The 6,000-nt window shown below is 44.0% G+C and carries 7 protein-coding genes; 5 read left to right on the forward strand and 2 right to left on the reverse strand.

The genetic code is table 11. The annotated features are described in order from the left end of the window. Positions 1-32: 32 nt before the first annotated feature. Complete coding sequence (locus tag ACMWLG_RS16920) at positions 33-260, reverse strand: hypothetical protein (protein WP_045355860.1); 228 nt, start codon at positions 258-260, stop codon at positions 33-35. 96 nt (positions 261-356) lie between these two features. Between ACMWLG_RS16920 and ACMWLG_RS16925 the strand changes: the two genes are divergently transcribed. Next, a complete protein-coding gene (locus tag ACMWLG_RS16925; protein ID WP_213751263.1) occupies positions 357-521 on the forward strand; it encodes a YnfU family zinc-binding protein in 165 nt (54 codons plus the stop codon). A gap of 188 nt (positions 522-709) precedes the next feature. Here the strand turns inward: ACMWLG_RS16925 and ACMWLG_RS16930 are convergent, their stop codons facing one another. After that, positions 710-928 carry a cold shock domain-containing protein gene (locus ACMWLG_RS16930; RefSeq protein ID WP_023312012.1) on the reverse strand — a complete coding sequence of 73 codons (219 nt, stop codon included), beginning with the start codon at positions 926-928 and terminating at the stop codon, positions 710-712. 787 nt (positions 929-1,715) lie between these two features. Here ACMWLG_RS16930 and ACMWLG_RS16935 point away from each other — a divergent pair. The 4 genes from ACMWLG_RS16935 (at position 1,716) to ACMWLG_RS16950 (ending at position 5,938) form a co-directional block, all read left to right on the forward strand. Beyond that, the gene (locus ACMWLG_RS16935) at positions 1,716-3,239 is read left to right on the forward strand and encodes a cyclic diguanylate phosphodiesterase (RefSeq protein WP_045400091.1); all 1,524 of its coding nucleotides are present in this window, start codon (positions 1,716-1,718) and stop codon (positions 3,237-3,239) included. 495 nt (positions 3,240-3,734) lie between these two features. After that, a complete protein-coding gene (locus tag ACMWLG_RS16940) occupies positions 3,735-4,079 on the forward strand; it encodes a DUF1294 domain-containing protein (RefSeq protein WP_045355858.1) in 345 nt (114 codons plus the stop codon). Positions 4,080-4,222: 143 nt separating this feature from the next. Further along, on the forward strand, positions 4,223-4,672 hold the full coding sequence (locus ACMWLG_RS16945) for a hypothetical protein (protein ID WP_023312009.1): 450 nt from the start codon (positions 4,223-4,225) through the stop codon (positions 4,670-4,672). Between the two features lie 261 nt (positions 4,673-4,933). Then, the gene (locus tag ACMWLG_RS16950) at positions 4,934-5,938 is read left to right on the forward strand and encodes a methyltransferase (protein ID WP_414763009.1); all 1,005 of its coding nucleotides are present in this window, start codon (positions 4,934-4,936) and stop codon (positions 5,936-5,938) included. Positions 5,939-6,000: the final 62 nt, after the last annotated feature.

The following is a 6,000-nucleotide window of genomic DNA, read 5'->3' on the forward strand; positions in this document are numbered from 1 at the left end:
GTGAAGTACAGAGAACTAGCCGGAAATGCTGATTACAAATGGATTTTTGCGGCATCAAGTATCTTCTGAGAGGTGAGTTCTCTATCAGAGGCAACGTAGACAAAGCTGCGATCGCCGGTTAGAGACGGGAAACCGGCAGACATAATCTGAAGGTGTATTTCTTCACCGTCCGGATATTCTTGTCTTACGGACGTAGTTGCTTGTTGCACTGTGACAACTTTACCTGGTTTCCCATTGAAAAAAACGATTACATTCTTCATAAACCACCCTGTGTTTTTGAGATCTTTCCAAAACTAAAGCAAGCATTGCTTAGCTTTAAAGTGTATGGTGGCACTCCGTAAAATCAGGAGATGCCTATGTCTGGACGTAAAAAAACACAATCCCATCGAAATCATTTAGTCAAATGTTCATGCCCAAATTGCTCTAAAGATTCAGAGCATAGTTTTAATCGCGTGCAAAAGGGCGCTCAACTTGTCTGCCCGTACTGCCACGTTTTGTTTAAATCTACCCAACGATTCTAAACCAAAGTTGTTGACAAAATGAGTTAACTTTGAGTTTTAGACCATTCATGCAGCAGTTCTGCACTTCATCACATTGGTTAGCGTACTCGTTAAGAAAATATGCTGACTGTTGCTATCAATAACAGTCATATAATCCAGGGCCCGTTTACTCAGGAAACCTTGTTGGTAATCACGGGCCATTGATAAACTTATCTATCTAAAAGAATTACATTTGCAGCAGAAGGGCCTTTATCGCCGCTTAGAATCGCAAATTCGACTTTCTGACCTTCAAATAGTGTATTAAACCTTTCTCCCTGCAGGGCAGAGAAACGAACAAGAACATCTTTACTGCCATCAAGGGGGGAGATAAAGCCAAAGCCTTTATCTTCATTAAACCACTTAACCAGACCTTGAATTCGTGAAGGCATAAATACTCCTTTAAAGACACTTTAAATGATAAGAAATGACTAAAACGTATGGACTCAAAAGGAGGGGATATCAGCGATAGCGCCTGGTTATGAGGACTGCGTGGTAAAATATTGTATTCGGTATTACATCGAACCAACTTAATCATTAAGGCACGGACTGAGTTGATAAGCAAACGTTATTTTAGCCATCCAGATGGCTTTCGCGGCGCATTTCCGGTCACGTTGAATCTGCTGTCAATTTTCGATAAAAAGTCGTCGGCTTGATGTTCGCCTCTGCGAGTCCGGGGCCGGAAAAAGGGTTGTGCGCATTGATCTTGTGAATATATTTGGATTAGGCTATGTATGTTCAGCACCACGCTTTTTCTTAAAATTTTATCCCATTGGAAGGGTTTAACGTGTTCAAGCTTAGCTCATCTCTACTGGCTATTTTCCTGCTGTCAGGCTGTAGCTCCGATCTGGTTCTCATTCCACCTAAACAACCCGAATACAAGTCAATGCCTGAAATAACCCAGTCTGTGACGCCAACGCAACAGCGTGCAATCATGGCCGGCGAGCGGCCAGACTGGTCAGAAAGAACCCCGATCAATACAATAAAGCGATATTAATAGACACTTATCCACCAGGGCTGCCGTTCGGCGGCCTTTTGTTTCCCCTCAATCTGGTTAGCGAGAACATTTCTGACGCCTGACATGGTAATTATTACGTTATCGACCATGCTTAAGACAATGACAATTCAATCACTTCAGCATCGTTGAAGCGGCTACTTCACTTAAATCGAGAACCCTAAATGCGCCATGCATCTATCCCCGTAGCTGCAGCCACGACAATGTTTTTGCTCGGCGTTTTTATCATTAATTTACAGGTCTGGTATTCTGCACGGGCTGATAGCCTGGCAGAGGCGCACTACGTCGTGCGGAACATGAATGTGATTCTTAAAGAAGCTCGTCATGCGACTGAGATGGCAATGCAACTTGCCGAGAATGAGTGTGATGCTGAAGGGCAATATCGGCTGGGCACCGAGGCGGCATTACAGCCTCACCTGAGAACGATCGTTATTCTGAAAAATGATGCGGTCTGGTGCTCCTCGTTACCGGGAAACCGCGTATTGTTGGTCAACAGCTCAATCCTGCCTGAGTCATCACTGCTCCTCGTCCCTTCGGCCAGTACCGTCAACGGTCTTCCGGTTCTCTTATACCAGACAATTCACGCCGGAAGCCGAATCATCGTTAGCATCAGCGATAGCCATATCCGTGATGCGCTGGATATGCCATTAAATGGCGTTGAATATTCCCTGAGAGTAGGCAATAACCTTTTAGGCCTGACAGGCGATGTTACGACGGCAGACCCTACGAAGAAACAGGTATTAACGGTAAAAGCCTCTGGTTATCCATTCTCGGTTCAATTTAACTCTCCACCTCTTTTTAGCCTTAAGAGATTATTCAATCGAGCCGGAGGCGTGGTGCTATTCCTGCTGATAATATCGTCTCTCTCTGCTTATATTCTTCAACGCTATATTTCTAAGGATGTCTCACCCGAAGAGTCACTGCGCATCGCCATTTACAGAAATGAAATTATTCCGTATTACCAACCCGTTGTGAGCGGCAAAGAGGGAACCTTACGGGGTGTGGAAGTGCTGGCCAGATGGAAGCATCCTCAATCAGGGTTTATTTCTCCCGCATCCTTCATTCCTCTTGCTGAGAAATCCGGTTTAATTATTCCTTTGACTCAGAGCTTAATGAGGCAGGTTGCAATACACATGAATGCTATTGCGACATTGCTGCCTGAAGGGTTTCACGTAGGGATTAACTTCAGCGCTTCTCATATCGTTGCGTCCACCTTTGTTGAAGAGTGTCTCCACTACAAGCGCAGCTTTACTCAACAGGATCTTAACCTTGTCGTTGAAGTGACGGAGCGTGAACCACTCGACATTGATGCACATCTCGTTAATACATTGAATGAGTTACATAACAATGGATTTGCCATTGCGCTGGATGACTTTGGTACGGGTTATTCCGGCTTGTCCTATCTGCAGGATCTGCATATTGATTACATTAAAATCGACCAGAGCTTTGTTGCCAGGGTTAACGCGAATGAGGACTCAACGCTAATCCTTGATTCGGTACTGGAGTTGGCCAAAAAACTCTCAATTAGCATCGTGGCGGAAGGCGTTGAAACAGAAGAGCAGCTCGATTACCTCACACGCAATCATATCCGGTTTTTACAGGGGTATTTCTTTTACAAACCTCTTCCTTTCAAGGAACTGGTCAAAGTTCTCTTGTCGAAGCCAAAAGTTAAGATCAGGGTGGAATAATGTTTGTTTAGTTGTTTCTGAGAAAATAAAAAGGGGGGACATCATCCCCCAAAAAATGTAGAGCATTATTGCTTTAACCACGGCAATATTTTGTTATGCATTGACCGAATGGTCAAATTAATTGTTTTCAACATTGTTTTTGAAAATATGAAGCGGATGGGCGAACTTGAATATTAGCTGCCTAACGTTTAATTTGATTCTAATCAATATTGTCGCACCCCTCTTTAGATTAATGGATGCAATACTTGTTGTTTTGTTAAAACAATGCGCTTACGCTGTGTTTTCGACGTAAGATGTTTCAGGTTAATTTTTTAAGAAAAAAATGCTGGCCGCTAAAGCAAAATGAAATAATGCTTACTTATTACCGCTGTTTAAATGTTAGCCAGTAAAGGCCCGGGGCGCAGTTTGCTTTTAGAATAGCCGTCTCACTCTGAGATTTTCGTCAGCTAGCGTATAATGCGTTATCCAAACTGTAAACACCCCGTGACTGGTGCTATGACCCTTAATCGCTTTTGTTATTTACTCCTGATTTTCGCTGCGATCGGCAGCCTTCTTACCACCCATCCTCTGTTCATGTGGTTTCTGGCGATCAACGTGATGACGTTGGTCATGTATGGCGCCGATAAAATGGCGGCGCGGAAGGGGATGCGCAGGGTTCCGGAAGCGACATTGCTGGTATTTGGCGTGACGGGTGGCTGGCCTGGCGCCATTGTCGGCCAACAGCTCTTTCGCCATAAAACCCAAAAGCAGCCCTTCAAAAGCTACTTTTTCATCAGCGTCGTCGTCAGCATCGCCATGATGGCGGCCGTTTATCATTTTTCTTCTTATTCTCTTTTATGAGCGTTGGCAGGGACCGTTGACGGTAAGGCATATCTTTAATTCATTCCTTCATCACTGCCAATAGTAGTAGGACTATTCTTAAGTGGTTGCTGTTTTTTGCACAATCTGAATAATACGTGCAACAACACGGACGACAACATCCCATGAAAATAGAATCTCTTATCCTTGCAGTGCTGGTGCTCTTTTCTGCGCCTTCCTGGTCTGCTTTTCAGGAGCGGGAATATAATACCTGGTATATAAAAAATGCGGTCCTTTATGATATGACACAGACATCGGAAGGTTTCCCTGTCATGGTGAGCGTCTCCCAGCCTGGGAGAAAATCCGCTAATTTACTGGTATCTTATATTACTGAAGGCCGCTGTGGTGAGAATAATCTGCCGCTTAATGTGAACGGTAAAGTGCTGCCCGCAAAATATAATTGTGTCCAGATAGGGAAAAACAGAATTGAACATTTTTCAGTGGTGGACGCGGAAAGCGTCAATGGCATGGTGATGCACCTGAGATCTGATTTCACTATTCTCCTGCAAAACGATATCAAAATTTGGGCGGCAAATATCAAAACACCAAAATACGGACTGGCGCCGAGATTCTAACTATGAAATGCCTGTATTACGACAGGCATTTTTTTAGGATGTAACGCAATCATTTTTAAGTTAATAGTTGTAATGCATTACTATTAAATATTAAAGGTAAGTGGCCTTGGTTTTTTACGTATTTAAACGGACTGTATGCTAAACGGTACAAAACTGTATAAATAATCCTTTCTGACGTTATGGATAAAGCTCATTACCAGACTTACGCTTGTTAGCGGCGTTTTAGTTGTTCAACACATTTTTACTGGTAAGGAGCAGAAAATGTCGCAACGTAATAGTCTGGATTTACTAAGCCGTAAAGAAGGAATGTGTCTGTTAGAGCAAAGCATGGGTTTTGTCTGGCAGGCAGCACTTCGAGCCGTCGCGGTATTAGGCGTCGCAGATCGTCTGGTTGAAGGAAAAAAATCCGTCAAGCAACTGGCGAAGGAGTTGAATGTAGACGTTAACTATCTTCATCGAATCATGCGCTTATTGTCCTCTCGTGGCGTTTTCAACGAATTATCTGAAGCTGAATACAGTCTTAGCCATTCAGCGCAATTCCTCTGTTCTGAGCATGAATTTTCCTTGCGTGCGGCGGTGCTCATGCTGACAGACCCAACATTCTGGCAGCCAGCGGCTAAAATGGATGAGATATTGCACGGCAAACCTGTTTTTAATGATTTGTTTGGCAAGCCTTTTTACGAATACTGGCAGCATGACGACACGATGACTGACAACAACGTTTTTCATGCGGGTATGGCCTCTATGTCATCCGTAGAAAATGAAGTCATCGCAGATAGCTATTCGTTCCCGCAAAACGCCGTGGTTGCCGATATCGCCGGCGGGCTGGGTAACTTATTGCTGGCTGTTTTACGTCGAAATCCGACCCTGACGGGGATCCTTTTTGATCAAAAAGATGTGCTTGAGCGAAATCGACTGCACCTGTTAAATGATAATCGTCGATGGGAAACTGTTAATGGGAGCTTTTTTGAAGCCTGTCCTGCAGCGGACATTTATCTGCTTAAGTATATTCTCATGGACTGGCCTGATGAGAAGGCGGTACAGATACTTCAGTGCTGCAGAAATGCAATGAAAGATAACTCCCGCTTATTAATTTTTGAACCGCTTATTAAAAAAGAAAATAATGAACAGGGACGATTTGAAATTGACCTTCTTCTGTTAACAAGCTTTGATGGAGGACGAGCACGAACAGAGTCTGAGTATCAGGCCTTGTTTGAACAGACCAATCTGGGGTCGGTTCCGGCTGAGGGCGAAATGACACCCTAAGCGTTAGCTCTGTGTCGTTGCACGATGTCAGCGACGGTATTCTTGCTGATACCGAGCTCGCG

This window comes from Enterobacter sp. 01-M-02-SI-ECC, assembly GCF_047530595.1.
Lineage (GTDB): Bacteria > Pseudomonadota > Gammaproteobacteria > Enterobacterales > Enterobacteriaceae > Enterobacter > Enterobacter cloacae_M.